The following is a 16,233-nucleotide window of genomic DNA, read 5'->3' as shown; positions in this document are numbered from 1 at the left end:
CATGATCGAGCACGCCGCCTTGCCATCCGACATTTCCCCCGCCACGCCAGCTCGTGCCGCAACACCTGGCCATTTCCTGGTCGCGCTACTAGCACTGACCGTCCTCGTCCTTCTTGCATACCAGGATATAGGCCGAAACAGCTTTCATTTCGACGACTGGCCGAACATTCTTGACAATGCCTCACTGCACATGGCGCATCTGAGTGTCGGAGCACTCATCGACGCCGCGCGCGGGGCCTATCTGGCACTTCGCCCCGTTCCCTCCATCAGTTTCGCCATCGATTGGTGGCGCGGCGGCGGCAACGCGAGTCCTTTCCTCATCACCAATCTGTTTCTTCACCTCCTGACGGCCTGGGCGGTGTTTGCGCTGCTGCTGCAAGTATTTGCCAAGGGACACCCCACGACGCTGCGCACGGTCGTCGTCTGCAGCGCGGCTGCCCTGTGGTGGGCCGCTCAACCAATCCACGTGCAGGCGGTGAGCTACATCGTCCAGCGCATGACCGAATTGGCCGCGTTGTTCTCGATCCTATGCGTCTGCGCCTACCTGAAGGGCCGGACGTCAACGCGCGCCAAACGGACGTGGTGGGCCCTGTCCGCACTCAGTCTCGCCCTTGCCGCGCTGTCGAAGGAAAATGCCTGGATCACGCCCATCCTCCTGCTGATGGCCGAACTGCTCCTCCTGCACGACGAAGCCAGGCTCTTCCGCGGTCGGCGCGAAATACTGCTGCTGGCCATCCCAGCATGCGCCGCACTCGCACTTCTCGCCGACCTCGCCTTCAAGGGGCCGGTCAGCCAGTGGGCGCTGTCGGGCTACGCGACCCGCAGTTTCACGCTCACCGAGCGCCTCCTCACCCAGCCCAAGGTCGTACTGTTTCACCTCTCCCAGATCGCGTGGCCGCTCCCGCAACGCTTCTCGCTCGAACACGACCTCGGCATCGTGCGTGCCGCGACATCTCCGGACTTCTGGCTGCCACTCGTCACGATCCTCGCGTGGTGCGTGGCTGGCATCGTGCTCGCCGCGAGGCAGGGTAGCCGCGTCGCCGGTTTCTTCACCCTCTGGCTGCCTGTGACCCTCCTCCTCGAAAGTTCGCTCGTTCCCCTGGAGATGGTCTTCGAACACCGCATGTACCTTCCCTCGGTCGGCCTCGCTGGCTTGATCGCTCTCGGCCTGGAGCATGCCGCCCGGCGCGGAGCTACTCCCCTTCCCTTTACCGCATTCGTTTTCACCGCCGCCACTGTCCTCGCCCTGTGGTCGACCAGCGAGCGCATCCCGCAGTGGCGCACCGACGCGAGCCTGTACGAACAGGCCGTACTGCGGGCCCCGCGATCGGCGCGGGCATGGAACCATCTCGGCATCGCCAATCTCGCCCAGCATCGCGGTGAAACCATCAGCCGTGACCGCTACCTGCGCGCCCTCGAAGCCTTTGACCGCGCCATTGCACTCGACCCGAACTACGCGGCACCACTCACTAACCGGGGCATTGCCCGCTACGTCCAGGGCGACATCTCCGGCGCGCAAGCGGACCTTGAACGTGCAATCGCCGTCTCGTCGCGCGAGGCCGCCGCGCAGCACTATCTCGGCGAGATCTATTCGCAGACCGGGCGCTTCAATGAAGCGCGAACCGCCCGCCGCCGCGCGTGCGCGCTCGGTGTAAACGTCGATTGCAGCCGTTGACACAGCCTTTTCGGATGACCCTCACCACCGCTCAGCCCGACCCACGGCAGAACCGATTCCGCCTGCTCCAAATTGGCCTGATCGCGCTACCGCTTCTCGCCATCGCGATCGCCTACCACGCAGCGCCGCGGAACGGATTCCACCTGGACGATGCCGTCAATATCGTCCAGCAGGGATCCATGCATGTCGCCGAGCTCGATGCCGCATCGCTGAAACGTGCCGCCGCCGAGGCGCACCTGCCACAGCGCGTTCTCCCCAACATCAGCCTCGCAATCGACTGGTGGCGCGGGAACGGCTCACCGGCACCATTCCAGCTGACCAACGTCCTGATTCATGCAGCCACCGCACTGGCCGTGCTGGCACTCCTCGTCACGACCCTGCGTCGTGCCGACATGCCCGGGCGTCGCGCTTGGATCGCCGCGGCGACCGCAACGATGCTCTGGGCGGTCCATCCGATCCAGGTCCAGGCCGTGACCTATGTGGTGCAGCGCATGACATCAATGGCAGCGCTTTTCATGCTCGTGACGCTCATCGCCTATGTCCGCGCAAGATCCGCCCCTCGTCGCTGGCCCTGGCATGGCGTCGCTGCTCTCTCGGCCATCGCGGCATGCCTATCCAAGGAGACGGCCTACATCCTTCCGGTCCTGATCCTGCTCGCCGAATACACTTTGTGCCGAAAACCGGGCGAACGCATCCGATCGCGCGTCGACCTTTGCATCTTGGCACTGCCTATCCTCGCCACCGGCTACGCCGTTGTCGACCTCACCATCCTGCACGGCCCGCTGGCGGCCTACGTGATGCCGGGCTACGCCTCCCGTGACTTCACCCCGACCGAGCGCCTGCTCACCCAACCACGCGTGATCTTCTTCCACCTCGGCCAGATGCTTCTCCCGCTGCCCGAGCGTTTCTCGATCGAACACGCCTTCCCGACTTCGACGAGTCTCTGGAAACCCTGGACCACTGCGTTAGCGATCGGCGGCATCGCCATCTGGATCGCTGGCGGAATCTGGCTCTCCCTACGCAGCAGATTCCCGGTCGCCGGCTTCCTGGTCCTGTGGGTACCGGCTACGCTCGCTATCGAAAGCAGTATCGTCCCCCTCGAGATGGTCTTCGAGCATCGCATGTACCTCCCATCGGTCGGACTCGCCGGGCTCGCCGCTCTTGGGCTCCATCGGCTCGCCGACACCCGGCTCCGCCCCGCTGCCATCACCCTCGCGGCAGTCGCGATACTGGGCTTCCTGGCGTCCACGCTCGTGCGGGTTCCCACCTGGCGCACCCCCGTATCCCTCTATGAGCACGCTGTACGCACTGCACCGGATGCTCCGCGCGCGTGGACCAACCTCGCCACGGCCTATGAAGGCCAGGACCGGACCACCGACGCCATTGCCGCTTACACGAAGGCTGTGGAGATCGATCCCGGCCGCGCAATTGCCTACCTCAACCGCGGATCGAGTCATCGCAAACGCGGCGACCTCGCTGCCGCCGAAACCGACTACCAAAGGTTCATCCGCCTTGAAGGGAGCGACTATCGAGGCCCGCTCGCACTCGGCAGCCTATACTCCGCCGCCGGGCGTTACGACGACGCTGCCCGCTGGCTCGAACGGGCCGCTCAGCTTGATCAACGCTCCCCACTTCCCCCACGCGAACTGGCCAACGCCTATTTCGCCACGGGACGCCCCGACGCCACGATCCAGGCACTCGAACTGGCCCGAGTCCGCGACGCCGCAATGGCCGACGCAGCCTACTTCACGCTTCTGGGAGCTGCGCAGGGTCGCCTTGCCCGCTACGACGAGGCCATCCGCGCGTTCGATCGCGCCTTACAACTCGATCCGGCTCTGAGCGGAGCACGCCTGAATCGGGGCTACGCTCACCTGCGCAGCAGCAAACTGCAGGAGGCCCTCGCGGACTTCGACGCCGTAATTGCAGGATCACCGGAGAACGCGGGGGCTCACTACGGGCGCGCCGAAGCATTGGCAGTGCTCGGCCATCATCGCGAAGCACTCGATGCTGCACAGCGAGCACTCACCCTCAACCCCAGCGACGACCGCGCAGCACGCCTCGTCAGCCAGATCCGCGCTACGCAACCATAGCGTGCATGGCCCCGCGGGTGCGTGATGGGGCCACACGATTCACCTACGGCTTCACCGGATGGAACACACGCGAAACATAGGAAACGATCGCGTCGATTTCTTCGTCCTTCAGCACGGACTTCCACGCTGGCATCGACGTGTTCGGCAGCCCTTCCCGGATCGTATGCGCCAAACGCCCATGCGTCATGTCGCGCATGAATTTCGGGTCGGTCAGGTCGCGCGGATGCGGCTCCATGAAGCTGCCGATCCAGTTCCGCCCCGTCCCGGTCGCACCATGGCAAAAAGCGCAGTTCCCCTGGAACAGCGCCTCTCCGCGTTTTTCCGTCGAAGTCAGGCCCGACACCTGCGGCACCACATCATGCAAGGCGTACGGGCTCGCACTGGCGATCGCATCGGCCTTGGTCGGTGGCGGTGCGGAGAAATCGCCCGGATCGAAATGGTTCCGCGGGTAGGACAGCGGCCGCCCGCCCCACACCGGCCCCGGATCCTCGGTACGGGCATGGTCATGACACGAAATACAGGTTGTCAGGAATAGGCGCTTGCCCTTCTGCTCGACCGGACTGAGCTGCTCCCACGGGCGGTCGAGCGGAATGACCCCCGTGGCAAACGGAAAGGCCACCTTGTGCCGTTCGTGGTTCGGCCAGCCGTTCTCCGGTGTGTGATACCGCGTGTTCGCCGCCTTCGCACGAATAAACTCCGCACGCACAAAGTCCACCACCAGATCGATGTCGCGCTCCGGGATGATGCCCTTGAAGCCCTTCATCGCCGTGCCCGCCTTGCCGTCGCGCACCGCGCCGATCATCTGCTCCCGGCCGATCGACTTCTCATCGTCCTTCGTAAAGTCGCGCGGCTTGGGCGTGAGATACGTCGCCGCAAGCGTCTTCGCATCCCCGGAGTAACCGTGACAAAAATAGCAGCGGAAATTGTAAATTTTGCGCCCGGCCTCATGCCGGGCATCCTTGCCAACGTCGACGGCAAATACCGGTGCCGTGAACGGGACGGCGACGAGTGCCGCGACCAGCCCGCGTAACCACAAACGCCCGATCATTTCGCCTTGGCAGCCTTCTCACCCGAACGAATGAAGGCCTGGAACACGTATTCCGAGACGTTGGCCATTTCCTGCTCGCTCAATACCTTGCTCCATGCCGGCATCTCGGTCCCGTTGCGGCCGAAGAAAACGGCCGCGTAGATGGTCGGACGATTCAGCGTCAGACGCGAACGCTCATTCAGGAAGTCGCGCGGCACCGGACGGATGAAATAGGCACGAGGCCCTTGGCCATCCCCCTTCACGCCGTGGCATTCAGCGCAATTCTTGTCGTAAAACGCCTGCCCCTTGGCTGCGTCGCCTTTCAGCCCCGACGGAAACGGCGCGCTCATGTCAGCCCGCTCGTCAGGTGCCACCGGCTTCACCGGTGGCAAGGGCGCAGCGATCGGCGGCACCGGGGCCTTTCCGGCCGCATCGGGCGCCGGGTTCGCGGTCCCAGTTCCGCCGGTCGTCCCGGAGGTCCCGGAGATCCCCTTGATCATCCCCGCCGAAATCGCCGCCCCGCGGTTCACGATGTCGTTGTGAACATAGTCGGCCAATGCAGCCAGTTGCTCCGCATTCAAGCGGGATTTGTAACCGACCATCGCCGTGTTCGGCTTGCCATTCGTGATGACATGAAGAATGTAGTCACGCGGAAGAGCCGTGCCCGCCTTGGTCAGATCCCGCGGGGGGGGGTTCAGGCTCTTCATCGCCCGGGAATTTCCATCACCCCGGTCCCCGTGGCACACGGAACAGTACTCATGGTAAAGCACATCCGCCTTGATCGTGCTGCCGCTCGCGCCGAAACTCAGCGCCGCGCCAACACCAAGCACGCAAGCGCGCAGGACCTGCGTGAATTGCCTCTTCTGATTCACAAGATACCCCTGGGTCGAAAAACTGCAGCCTAGATGCAAGAACCGAACCGGCCAATATTGAAGTTTGGCATGTGCATTGCTTGCCTTACCGATCCAACCACACGTGACGCCTCCGACCAGCGCTACGTTTCATCGACGGGACCAGAATGAAACACCTCCTTGCACCTGCCGGCCTGGCGCTCCTCGTCGTGTCAACCAATGTTTCGGCTGCCGACGGCAAGGCGGTTTATACTCAAATTTGTCGCGCCTGTCATGCGACGGGGGTCGCTGGCGCCCCGATTCTCGGCGACAGGGATGCTTGGGCAGCGCGCGTGCCGGCCGGGCTCGAGGCACTGCAACAGTCGGCGCTCCGGGGCAAGGGCGGAATGCCTCCCAAGGGCGGCAATCCAGGACTCGCAGATAGTCAGGTCAAAGCCGCGGTCGAATACATGGTTTCGCAGTCTCGCTAGGAACAGCAACCGATCCCGAACTTGAGAACAGGCTTCCACGGTTTGGAAATCCCGCAACCTCACGAGCACCCAGTGCAAACCACGCACCTCCCGCCGCCGATCCGACTCTTCACGACGCTGCTCGCGCTTCTCACCCTGACCTCGATCTGCAGCTTTCCGGCGATGGGGCAACGGATCGACATGCGCACCAGCAAGCACAATCTCGTCCAGATCGAAGGCAGCGGAGGTGTCGACCCGCGCCAGATCTGCGTCTTTTGCCATACCCCGACCGACACGAACACCGACGATGCGGCCCGACCGAAGTGGCAAAGCTCGGTGCCGAAGGACGGCGTCTTCCCAATGTTCGACGACATCGGTCGACTCGGGAGAGAAGGCAACGAAGCCATTGGCTCACAGTCTGTCGCCTGCCTATCGTGCCACGACTCGTCCCAAGCTTTCGGAATCGCTGGCAGAAGCCTCGACCACCCTTTCGCAGTCCCGTATCGGGGCGCCCTGACGCCCGAGCAGCGCAAGCAGATCCGCGAAGAGCTGCAGCGTGCCGGCAAGCTGATCAACACGGCAAAGCAAATCAAGTTCGACGACGGCTTTCGCCAGGCCCGACGTGGCGTTGTCGACAACCGCCCGGTCTGGTGGGTTTCCAAGGACAACTCATCTGCCCAGCGCGGCCGCCTTGACGTCCCGCTCTACGTACGCATTGATCAGGAAGACCAAACGGAAATCCCATTCGTCGAATGCGCGAGCTGCCACGACCCCCATACGGTGCGCCCACTATTTCTCCGCACGGAGAGCAACCCCAGCGACCTGTGCCTTACCTGCCACGTCAAGTGAACGAAGCGTGCGCAGCGTCCGCCCTCCCGCGAAATCCACACTCCCCTTTCTGACCATTCCTGCCCGACACAGCGATGAAATTGCTTACTGACCGCAAGACTTCCATGAAGGCACAACGCTCAACCCTCACGGGCTCGCGCCTTCTCGCCCTTACGCTCGCCGCCAGCCTCGCCCTGATCGCCGGGTGCGCCGAAATCGGAGGCGAAGCACCGGCAGCACGCGCCACCGGCCCGTTGGTATTCCCCGGCCCGCCTGATGACCCGCGCTTCGTGTACGAACGCACGATCACCAGTTCGGCCGACGTCGAGACCGACACCAGCGACGACGCATTCCGGCGGATGGTGACAGGCGCCCAGCGCACGGGCCACTTCCTCACGAAGCCCTATGCCGTTGCCGTTCACCAAGGCAGGATTTTCGTATCGGACACTGCCGATCGAGCGGTGAAGGTCTTCGACGTCGCCGCCGCGAAATACTTCACCATCGGCGAAGAAGAGCCCGGTCAACTCGTCAAGCCGCTCGGACTCGACGTGGATCGTTCCGGACGGCTCTATGTTGCCGACGCCACGCAGAAGATGATTTTCATCTATAGCCGCGACGGCAAATTCCTGCGCAAGATCGGAGGCAAGGAGCTCTTCGACCGCATCTCGAGCGTCACCGTTGACCCATCTGGGCAGCGGATCTACGTCGTCGATATCGGCGGCGTCAAATCGGAGAACCACCGCGTACGGGTCTTCGAGACGGCAACGGGCCGACACGTCATGGACATCGGGAAACGCGGCATCGGCCCCGGCGAATTCAATTTGCCGCGGGACATGGCCATCGGCAAGGACGGGCGCCTGTATGTCGTCGACGGTGGCAATTTCCGCGTCCAGATCTTCAACCCCGACGGAACCCACCACAGCAGCTTCGGCTCAGTCGGCCGCCAACTCGGCAACTTCGCCCGCCCGAAGGAGATCGCGACCGACAAGAATGGCAACGTCTACGTCGCCGACGCAGCCTTCGGCAACTTCCAGATCTTCGACCCGGAAGGCGAACTGCTGATGTTCATTGGCAACCGCTCCGAACAGGGCGGCCCGGCCCAATACATCCTGCCATCCGGTATCGCCATCGACGACGACGGCCGGATCTTCTTCGTCGATCAGTGGTTCTCCAAGATCGACGTTTTCCGCCCCTACGACCTTCCGGCGGACCAGGGCTTCCTGGTGAATCGCGCAACCGGTTCCAAACGCTGATAATCACCTTCCCGAGTTCAGGAATATTCCGATGTCACACAGCGGATTTCGACAGGTCGAAATCCGCATGGCGATCGAGAAGGATACGCAGCGCCAGTAATAAGCATTGAATAACAACATCTTATCCTTTTCTTACGCACTTGAATGCGCCCCCCGAGCAGGTGGACCGGAACCTGCTAGTAGAGCCTGCAACATCGAAATTCGTTTTGAGGTCGGCATCGACGCAGGCGTCTGGCTACCCGGACACGGTCCTTGATGACCAACAAACGGTTAAACCATCCATCGGGGGTTACCATGAAAAAAATCTTCAAGCTGTCGCTCGCAGCTGCCTCGCTCGCGCTGATCACAGGCGCCGCGTCGGCCGGCATTGTGAGCACACCGCACAACCTGACTGCGACGGGCGCGAATCCCGGCCCAGGCCCGAACAAGCAGAGCACCACCGAACAGATCTGCGTCTTCTGCCACACCCCGCACGCGGCAAACACGGCTGCCACTGCCCCCCTGTGGAACAAGGCGATTCCTGCCAGCACCGGTTACACGACCTATTCGACCGCCAACTCGTCGACGATCGACGGCAACGTCCTGGCTGTCGGTTCGGTCTCCGCAGCCTGTCTATCGTGCCACGACGGCACCCAGGCGATGGACAACCTCGTCAATGCTCCGGGATCGGGCGGCCTGAACGCTGCCGGCTCGGACCGCGGCTACAACTGGACCACGGGCGCGAACAAAATCACCGGCGTTGCCAACCTTGGCAAGGACTTGACCAACGACCACCCGATCGGCATCCAGTATTGCGGCGGCGGCCTGACCGGTTCGGGCGCCACGGTGAGTGGAACGTGCGCCGACACCGACTTCAACGCCCCGACGACGAAGTCGATCAATGGCTCGCAGGTCTTCTGGGTTGACACCACCGGTGCCGGCACCCGCTCGAAGAACGACATCATCCTCTACACCCGCACCTTCACGAACAATGCGACTGGCCCGTCGGTCGAGTGCGCGTCCTGCCACGATCCCCATACGGACAAGGCCGGCACGAACTCCGACGTGAACTTCATGCGCGTCACGACGTCGGGCAGCAAGATCTGCCTGGCCTGTCACACCAAGTAAGTCGGGCAGAGACCGCGATCTGCGCTGCGCACGTTGCAACAGCTGCGCTGCCGCGGTCACGGAAGGGGTCAGGCGACAAAGTCGCCTGACCTTTTTTTTGACACAATCGCTTTTCCCAGCCGACGTGCGTCGCTACTGGCCCGAAGCAGACACTAGCAGCCCAGCAAGACGAGAGCTCCTGATGAAAATGATCGTTCGAGCAGTTTCCGGCACTATCGCCGCCGCACTCCTTGCCGTCGGCGCCCAAGCGGCCGACGCCCCCAAGCCCGACGCCGCCAAGCCCGCTGCGACGGTGCCAAAGCCCGCCGATCCGCACGCCTCGCCCCCGTATCTGGCGGTCGTCAATGGCAAGGTGATCAGTTCCTCCGATTTCGATGCCGCGACCCGGGAAGCGATCCGCCAGAAGTTTTACCACGGCACCCCGCCTGAAGGTGAAGTCGAGCAGCTTGTCCGCGACGTCGCCAATGACATGATCGAGCGCCGACTCCTGGCCGAGGAGATCAAACGCCGTGAAATGAAGCCCGACGCGAAAGCCGTGGACGAGAAAATAGCCGCATACGAAAAGCGCTATGCGTCCAGCGCTCGTTGGCAACAGGAGCGGGCACAGATTCTGCCGGCACTGCGAGAACGTCTTGAAGAAGACGATATGCTCGCTGCCCTGGAAGCGAAGACGCGGAACGTCCCGCAACCTCCCCAGGACAAGGTTCTCGCCTATTACAAGAAACATCCCGAGAAGTTCACCGAACCCGAGAAGATGCGGATATCGCTGCTTCTGCTGACCGTCGACCCATCGGCCCCCACTTCGGCCTGGGAGGCCGCCGAGACCGAAGCGGGCGCCCTGCAACTCAAGCTCACGGAAGGCGGGGCCGATTTCGCGCAGCTGGCGAAAGAGCATTCGCGACATGAATCGGCCGAAACCGGCGGGGACCTTGGCTACATGCATCGCGGCATGTTGCCCGAGGGCATCCAGGAAAAGATCGACGGCATGAAGCCCGGCGACCTCTCCCCGCCAACCCGAGTCCTTCAGGGAATCGCATTGTTCCGCTACGAAGCCCTGCAACCTCCCAAGCATCATGACTTCGAGACTGTGAAGTCCCGCGCGGGGGATCTGCTCAAGCGCGATCTCAGCGACGAAGCATGGCGAAACCTGAACGAGCAACTGCGTAAGAAAGCGAAGATCGAGCTGAACACGGCGCGCTATCCTGCGCTCGCCAAAAAGGGGCCGGTTGCCACCAAGTAAGCCACCCGCACCACGAATGTCCCGTTTTGCGCTTGTGCGAGCGAGCAAATCGGCAGCCGACATGACACGCAGGCTCGTGTCGGCCTGCCACGGCCCCATTACGCCCATATGCGGAGGTATGCTGCTGGGCTTGGCGACAATGCCGGCCTTCGCCACATCCGCCCCACAAGCGGCCGACGCGTCGCCCCAACCGCGCCTGCGCCTCGCGACGGTACTTGCAAGCCTGCATCAATCCCGCGAATCGGGGGGCGAAGTTCCGCCCACGGCATCCGGGAACATTGACATCGCCCCTGCGGCACCAGAGCAAACCCCACTGGCGCTGAACTGGACATATCAGTTACCCGGCCTCTCCGCGGCCAAACCGGCAGCAGTCAGTCGCGACTCGTCAGCAGATCGAAAGACTTCGGCGCCCGTTCCGCCGCCCGAACGACCGACCCCCAGCGACAAGCCGGGTAACGACGACGACGCCCCAATTCCCGTTCGACGTTCGGCAAGTGCAGATTCCAGATCACGTGACGCCCTCGTCGAGGCATCGCGCAAGCCGGAGAACGCGACCAGAACCTCCGCTGAACCTGCCACATTGCCGAAGCTGGCAGCCACTGACACGGCATCGAGCACTCAAAGCTCGGGCACGGATGCCAAGGTGGTCGGCGATGAGGAGTTTCTGCCCGCCGAAGAATCGACAATCGAGTCAACGGTGGCGGACCTGCCCGTTCCGTCCCGCAGCAGGAGCTCGCCCACTTCGAATCTGCCCTCCCCTTCCCAGAAGCGCTGGGGCGCAGCCCCGATACGCTGGGGGGGAATCGTGTCGGTCGGTTTGCGCCGCAGCACTTCGGACACCTCGTCGGGTTCGTCAAGCCAGGTGTACGAAGGCCGGCTACGCGCCAATTCCTACATCTGGAAACCCTACATCGCGCTCGTTTCGGGCGATTTCGCACTTACCTCGATTCGGTCTCAGGAATCCGGCGATGTATCGTCCAGCAATTTGGTAGGCACCTCTGTCACCGGGAGCGGAACGCTCCAGCTCTTTCCGCAAAGCCGCTTTCCATTTTCGGCCTCGCTCACCTTATCCGACAGCCGAAGCGAAGGTTCCTTCTCGGACTCGAATATCCAGCAGAAACGCCTCTCACTGCGACAGGATTACCGGCCCCAGACAGGGCGGTGGTCGAGCTCGGCAGGCTATGACCGCAGCGAACTCACCGGCGACTTCGGCTCAGACGTCGTAGACCGCGTGTTCGGCAATTTCTCCAATTCGCTGGAGCGACATTCCATCAACTTGACCGGAGACTTCTCGAGGAACCAGGCAGCCGAACAGACTGGGCGAAGCTATTTCCTCGGCGCAAATCATGGCTTCACCTACAGCGATGAGTTGTCGTTGAGCACGAATGCGAGCCTAACCGGCCAACAGTTCGACCTGGACACCGATTCCGCGACGACGCAGAGCCTGCAAGTATTCAGCTATGGAAACTGGACGCCGTCGGAGTCGAAGTGGCGGGGCTCTGCAAACCTGCGCTATTTCCAGACAAACAACACGGTCGGAGGAACGACTTTCGAGAATCGCACGATCGGAGGTGCAGCAAGCCTGAATTACCAAGCCAGCCGCAATCTAAACGTGTTCGGCTCGGCCGGGTTGAGCGCAGACAACGACAATAAGCTCACATCGAACCAATCTCTGGGCTTGAGCTATAGCGGTGACCCACTCCGCTTCGGCTACTATGATTACACGTGGTTTACATCCGCGTCGGTGTCGAATGCAACATCCGGCGAGGGGGACTCATTCCGTTCGCTCAATGGATCGGTCGGACACTCGCTGATGCGCACATGGCAGACGAGTGAGCAAACGACCCTGAGCGGCAGCGTGAACCAGTCTGTATCGAGTTCGCGCTCGACGGGCATCGGCTCATCGAGCGCCACCACGCTTAGCCATGGCGCCAGCATCGGCATACAGGCAAATTCCGGAGAGACTCTCACGGGATACCTCAGCGCAAGCGCCTCGGACAGCCGCACCACGGGCGACACGACATCGTCCTTCCAGATGCTCAACGTCCAGCTCACCGGCAATTGGCGTATCAATCAATACTCGGAAGTCGATTCGAACCTGACTTGGCAGTGGACGCGCCAGGAGTCCGAGAACGATCAACCAGTGGTGCTCATCGACGAGTTTGGGCGCCCCCTCATCCGCGACGATACGTCGCGCACTGGCAATACCAGTCTCGCGGGAGGCGTGGGTTACAGTCACCGTCGGGCACTCGGGCTTCGCGGCTTGCGCTATAGACTCGATTTCCGCGCGAACACAAACCGTGACGACTCGCGACGATTCGGAAATCCAAACGCCCTGCGCCAACAAGACCGCGCCACGCTAGACCTCGATCAGAGACTTTACTATCGCATCGGCCGCCTCGACACGGAACTGCAGTATCGTATTGCCGAAATTGAAGGGCGCCGTAACCAGCTGGTTTTCTTCCGGGTAAGCCGAGAGTTCGGCTCGTTCTAACGCAGATCGGCCTTGCGCTGTGTTGCCGGGTGCAACCTTCCGCCCTGCCGGGCGACTAAATCCGATAATCTCTCGGAGCGATCCGCCCGAACCGGTTGCACCGCCCATATGTCTGCTCGCCTACGAGGCACTTCACTGAGACATTTAGTCTGCTGCCTGTGCCTGCTCTTGATCTTCCCCACACTTCCCGCGGGAGCCGATGACCGCTCATGGCTACCACTCGCCAAGGATGGGCTTCGCGACCCCGGCGGCCCAGCTGTAAAGGTGCTGCAGCAGCCTGCTGACGCGCTGTCGCCCCTCGCGCCGGACAACGCGGGCAACCAGGTGCGCTGGGTCCGCGCCTTACGGGACGGCCAGATCAACCCGAGATCGAGCCTGCGTCATCCGCTGAACGGCGAAAAATACGACAAGGATGTGCTGCTGAACCTCAACGGGGGCATGCCGGTCGTCCGCTTTCCGCACAGCGTGCATAACGAGTGGCTGGACTGCACGAACTGCCACGACCATCTTTTCAAAAAGCAGCGGGGCGCGACGAAAATCAGCATGTTTCTGATCCTGCAAGGCGAGCAATGCGGCGTCTGCCACGGGGCGGTGGCGTTTCCCCTGACCGAATGCGCCCGCTGCCACAGCGTCAAGCGCTCCGACGCTCTGGCCGAACTCGAACGCGAAGCCGCCGCGAAGCCTAGCCCCACTCCGCCCTTCGAGCCCGCGCCCACGCCGAGCACACGCCCTTCCGCAGGCAAGACCGAGGGCAAGGCCCGATGAGCACGCGATACCTGCCGCCATGGCACATCTGCGCCGTTTCGCTGTGCATTTCGTCTTTTTTTGCAGCACCACCCGCGACAGCAGAGTATGCTGACGTCGTTATCAATCGAGCAGCCGAATCTGCCGGCATGCGACCGGTGATCTTTCCTCACTGGTTCCACCGCATACGGTTTCGCTGCAAGGTATGTCACGCAGAACTCGGCTTCAAGATGCGAGCAGGCGCGAATCAGATCAAGATGACCGACATCATCGACGGCCGCTTCTGTGGCGCATGCCATGACGGCGAAACCGCATGGTCGGTCGAGAACTGTGACTTGTGTCATTCCGGGAAGGCAGGCCTGCCACCCGGCATTTTCGGCGGGCACGAAACACTCGGCCCCGGACGTTGGTGAACTCGATATGTGGCGTAACCTAGCCGGCAGCGTGCTTCTTGCCTTGGCTCAGATTGCCGGAGCCGATACGGGCTCCGATGCTTCAGCCATCGAACACGCCCCCACTTTCCTGTCGCCCAACCGGATGATTGTCGGCGGCTTCTCGACACCGGCATCACCGGTTCCAGGACGCGCCCCGACCGGGCCTTATCTGAAACTGCTGCAGCCATCAGCTCTGGCGGCAAACGGTCCCGATCTCTACATCGCGGACAGCGGCCAGCGATTGCTGTTACGCATCGACACAGTCACTCAGTCGATCACGCCGCTACGCGAGATACCGCCTTCGCCGGGAGTTCGCATCAAGGTCGGCAGCGATGGCAGTGTGTACGTGCTCCGCCCCGATCGCGGCGAGGTCGCCCGCCTTACCCGTGACGGCCGTCCGATCGCCACGTTCAGCGCAAAATATGAGATTCTCCAACCCGCTGACATTGTGATTGAACCGACCCTCAACAGGCCGTGGATATCCGATGCAGCCGGTGGCGTGTTTGCCTTTCATCCATCGGGGCGAAAGAGCGAGCCGCTCGTCGGACGAGGCGACGGATTTCCGGACGAACTAGCCGGCGCAACGCTTCTCGCTGCCAATCGTGCACGTGTCGTCGGAGTCGACCCGCGCTGCCGCTGCATCCTCGACTTCGACCGCGAAGGATCCGTGATCGGCAAGTTCGGGGAGGGCGAACTATTGAACCCGGCGGACATCGCGCTCGACGTACATGACCGCACATGGGTGGTGGACCGCGGCGATCGAAGCCTCAAGATCTTCGATCACGGACAACTGCTAGCAGTCCTGAAACCCGCACAGCTTGGGCTGGTAGACATTACGGCGATCTCGATCGATGTATACAACGCGTACATCGCAGACGCCGCTTCGGGGAGAGTTGGAGTATTCGGCATCACCCCGCCCTCACGGAGATGATCTTGAAGAATTTCGCGTCGTCCGTCCTCTCGTGGCTGACGGTCGCCCTCGCCCTCACGCTGGCGGGATGCGCAACCCAGTCTGCCCCGGCGCGCCTGCATTACGGCCTGCTCGATGCTCCGGAAGGCAAGCGGCTCATGTGGCCGGCCGAACCGGAAGTGCCCCGGTACCAATTCGCAGGCCAGCTTACCGGCGAGGAAAATTTTGTCCGCGAAGACGACTCGAAAGGGATTGTACGTTTCCTCGCCTGGGTCGTCGGGCTTTTCGACGAGGAAAAGCCGAACGTGCTGCAGCGGCCACAGGCTGTGATTGCAGATGGAAGCGAGCGAATCTTTGTCACCGACGTCAGCCGTGCCGCCGTCCTCGTCTTCGACAAGCCCGCCGGCGAACTCAAAATATGGGAGTATGCCGTAGGCTTGCGTCGATTCGTCGCCCCGATTGGCGTCGCGCTCGCCGACGGCGGCGGAATCTGGGTTGCCGATGCAGAACTTCAGCTCGTCGCACATCTCGATGCGCAGGGAAATCCGCTGCCGCCCATCGGTGCAGGCGTGTTGCAGCGCCCCACGGGAGTCGCCCGCGACGCGGCCACCGGTCTGCTCTACGTGGCTGACACCTACGCACACGACATCAAGGTTTTCGGCGCCGATGGGCGACTGGAAAGGATCATCGGCGAGCGTGGCGAGGCTCCAGGCGAATTCAACTTCCCTACACACCTCGCACTTGGGCAGGGCAAGCTTTACGTGACAGACACGATGAACAGCCGCGTGCAGATCATTCCGCTCGAGGGTGACGGAAAGCCGCAAGTCATCGGCAAGCGCGGTCTTTACTACGGCAATCTCGTTCGACCGAAGGGCGTCGGCGTCGACAGCGAGAACAATATCTATGTCGTCGAGTCATATTACGACAATTTGCTGATCTTCAATGAAGCGGGGGAGTTTCTGATGCCGATTGGCGGTGTCGGCCAGGGAACGGGTAATTTCTACCTTCCAGCCGGGGTTTGGGTCGACTCCTTCAACCGCGTCTTCGTTGCAGATACGTTCAATGGCCGCGTGACGATCTTCCAGTACCTGGGCGGAGCAAAGGCCGACGCCGAATGATGGGGGGCCGGCG

Annotated in this window: 14 protein-coding genes; 12 read left to right on the top strand and 2 right to left on the bottom strand. The window is 62.4% G+C overall.

The annotated features are described in order from the left end of the window. Position 1 precedes the first annotated feature (1 nt). Both ToN1_RS13815 and ToN1_RS13810 read left to right on the top strand, forming a co-directional pair. Complete coding sequence (locus tag ToN1_RS13815) at positions 2 to 1,675, top strand: tetratricopeptide repeat protein (protein ID WP_169205885.1); 1,674 nt, start codon at positions 2 to 4, stop codon at positions 1,673 to 1,675. Positions 1,676 to 1,689: 14 nt separating this feature from the next. Then, positions 1,690 to 3,765 (top strand): tetratricopeptide repeat protein, encoded by a 2,076-nt coding sequence (locus tag ToN1_RS13810; RefSeq protein WP_169205886.1) that lies wholly within the window; start codon positions 1,690 to 1,692, stop codon positions 3,763 to 3,765. A 43-nt stretch (positions 3,766 to 3,808) separates the two neighbouring features. On the opposite strand, the gene ToN1_RS13805 is transcribed toward ToN1_RS13810, so the two are convergent. Both ToN1_RS13805 and ToN1_RS13800 read right to left on the bottom strand, forming a co-directional pair. Beyond that, complete coding sequence (locus tag ToN1_RS13805) at positions 3,809 to 4,813, bottom strand: c-type cytochrome (protein ID WP_169205887.1); 1,005 nt, start codon at positions 4,811 to 4,813, stop codon at positions 3,809 to 3,811. Next, positions 4,810 to 5,664: a c-type cytochrome gene (locus ToN1_RS13800; protein WP_169205888.1), complete on the bottom strand. Its 855-nt coding sequence runs from the start codon at positions 5,662 to 5,664 to the stop codon at positions 4,810 to 4,812. The genes ToN1_RS13805 and ToN1_RS13800 overlap by 4 nt, the downstream gene beginning before the upstream one ends. A gap of 146 nt (positions 5,665 to 5,810) precedes the next feature. Between ToN1_RS13800 and ToN1_RS13795 the strand changes: the two genes are divergently transcribed. The 10 genes from ToN1_RS13795 (at position 5,811) to ToN1_RS13750 (ending at position 16,220) form a co-directional block, all read left to right on the top strand. Continuing rightward, positions 5,811 to 6,113, top strand: coding sequence for a c-type cytochrome (locus ToN1_RS13795; protein WP_169205889.1), 303 nt, complete (start codon positions 5,811 to 5,813; stop codon positions 6,111 to 6,113). A gap of 72 nt (positions 6,114 to 6,185) precedes the next feature. Further along, positions 6,186 to 6,941: a cytochrome c3 family protein gene (locus ToN1_RS13790; protein ID WP_244860778.1), complete on the top strand. Its 756-nt coding sequence runs from the start codon at positions 6,186 to 6,188 to the stop codon at positions 6,939 to 6,941. Positions 6,942 to 7,015: 74 nt separating this feature from the next. Next, the gene (locus ToN1_RS13785) at positions 7,016 to 8,173 is read left to right on the top strand and encodes a 6-bladed beta-propeller (RefSeq protein WP_244860777.1); all 1,158 of its coding nucleotides are present in this window, start codon (positions 7,016 to 7,018) and stop codon (positions 8,171 to 8,173) included. A gap of 294 nt (positions 8,174 to 8,467) precedes the next feature. Then, on the top strand, positions 8,468 to 9,280 hold the full coding sequence (locus ToN1_RS13780; protein WP_169205891.1) for a cytochrome c3 family protein: 813 nt from the start codon (positions 8,468 to 8,470) through the stop codon (positions 9,278 to 9,280). Between the two features lie 181 nt (positions 9,281 to 9,461). After that, on the top strand, positions 9,462 to 10,520 hold the full coding sequence (locus ToN1_RS13775) for a peptidylprolyl isomerase (RefSeq protein ID WP_169205892.1): 1,059 nt from the start codon (positions 9,462 to 9,464) through the stop codon (positions 10,518 to 10,520). A gap of 118 nt (positions 10,521 to 10,638) precedes the next feature. Further along, on the top strand, positions 10,639 to 13,014 hold the full coding sequence (locus ToN1_RS24760) for a hypothetical protein (protein ID WP_244860776.1): 2,376 nt from the start codon (positions 10,639 to 10,641) through the stop codon (positions 13,012 to 13,014). 264 nt (positions 13,015 to 13,278) lie between these two features. After that, complete coding sequence (locus tag ToN1_RS13765; protein ID WP_244860775.1) at positions 13,279 to 13,779, top strand: c(7)-type cytochrome triheme domain-containing protein; 501 nt, start codon at positions 13,279 to 13,281, stop codon at positions 13,777 to 13,779. Next, positions 13,776 to 14,171 (top strand): c(7)-type cytochrome triheme domain-containing protein, encoded by a 396-nt coding sequence (locus tag ToN1_RS13760; RefSeq protein WP_244860774.1) that lies wholly within the window; start codon positions 13,776 to 13,778, stop codon positions 14,169 to 14,171. Before ToN1_RS13765 ends, ToN1_RS13760 begins: the two co-directional genes overlap by 4 nt. A 7-nt stretch (positions 14,172 to 14,178) precedes the next feature. After that, on the top strand, positions 14,179 to 15,123 hold the full coding sequence (locus ToN1_RS13755; protein ID WP_169205894.1) for an NHL repeat-containing protein: 945 nt from the start codon (positions 14,179 to 14,181) through the stop codon (positions 15,121 to 15,123). Positions 15,124 to 15,125: 2 nt separating this feature from the next. Further along, the gene (locus tag ToN1_RS13750) at positions 15,126 to 16,220 is read left to right on the top strand and encodes a 6-bladed beta-propeller (RefSeq protein ID WP_244860773.1); all 1,095 of its coding nucleotides are present in this window, start codon (positions 15,126 to 15,128) and stop codon (positions 16,218 to 16,220) included. The last annotated feature ends 13 nt before the right edge of the window (positions 16,221 to 16,233 follow it).

This window comes from Aromatoleum petrolei, assembly GCF_017894385.1.
GTDB classification, from domain to species: domain Bacteria; phylum Pseudomonadota; class Gammaproteobacteria; order Burkholderiales; family Rhodocyclaceae; genus Aromatoleum; species Aromatoleum petrolei.
The sequence above is the reverse complement of the archived record's forward strand: the minus strand, read 5'-3'. Positions and strand labels throughout refer to the sequence as shown.